This window comes from Variovorax glucosi (assembly GCF_051216695.1).
GTDB lineage: Bacteria > Pseudomonadota > Gammaproteobacteria > Burkholderiales > Burkholderiaceae_C > Variovorax.
Genome location: NZ_JBPJZE010000037.1, coordinates 1 through 892, shown reverse-complemented (window position 1 = coordinate 892; position 892 = coordinate 1). Strand labels below are relative to the sequence as shown.

Here is an 892-nt window from a genome sequence, read left to right as displayed (position 1 = left end):
CGTTGAGCTCAAAACCGGCCAAGCCCGCAACGGGCTCCTTTGCCAGCTGCGCGCGGATGGCATTGAGCCGCTTCACGGCCCCGCCATAGTTGTTCTGGTGATGGCTGCCGAGCAGCTTCGCTGACAGTCCGCGGATCGTCGCGGGGTCGAACGGCAGGGGTTGTGCGATGGCGTCCATGGTGCCTCCTCAGCGCAGCCCGGGCACCAGGGTCGCCAGCAGCCCGACGGCTGCGCAGGCGCCGAGCAGCGGCATCACGCCGACCTTGAAGCGAAAGAGCGCCACGGCCGCCGCCACCGTGATGACCGCGGACAGCGCGTCGAAGCGCCCACCGAAACCCTGCGGCCACAGCACGTGGTACGCGAAGAACAGCGCGAGGTTCAAGATCACGCCGACCACCGCGGCCGTCACGGCCGACAGCGGCGCGGTGAACCCGAGCTTGCCGTGCGTGGCCTCGATCAGCGGCCCACCGGCGAGGATGAAAACGAACGACGGCAGAAAGGTGAAGAAGGTCACCACCGTGGCCGCCAACGCCCCGCCGATGAACAAGGCGCCCGGCCCCGCGACCTGCTGCAGCCAACCGCCCACGAAGCCGACGAAGGCCACCACCATGATCAGCGGCCCGGGCGTGGTCTCGCCGAGCGCCAGGCCGTCGATCATCTGCGTGCCGTTGAGCCAGTGGTAGTGCTCGACCGCCCCCTGGTACACATACGGGAGCACCGCATAGGCACCGCCGAAGGTCAGCAGCGCGGCCTTGGTGAAGAACCAGCCCATCTGCGCCAGTGCACTCTGCCAGCCCTGCGTGGCCACGAGCACACCCATCGCCAGGGCCCACAGGCCGAGTCCCACTGCCAGCACCTTGGCAAGGCGGCCGCGCGTGAAGCGGGCATGCGC

General features: G+C 69.1%; 1 protein-coding gene. It reads right to left on the bottom strand.

Going from position 1 to position 892, the window contains the following annotated elements; all coding sequences use genetic code 11:
- Positions 1-187 precede the first annotated feature (187 nt).
- Positions 188-892 (bottom strand): chromate transporter (locus ACSFA3_RS22560; RefSeq protein ID WP_435507715.1); only part of this gene is annotated, 705 nt, incomplete at its 5' end.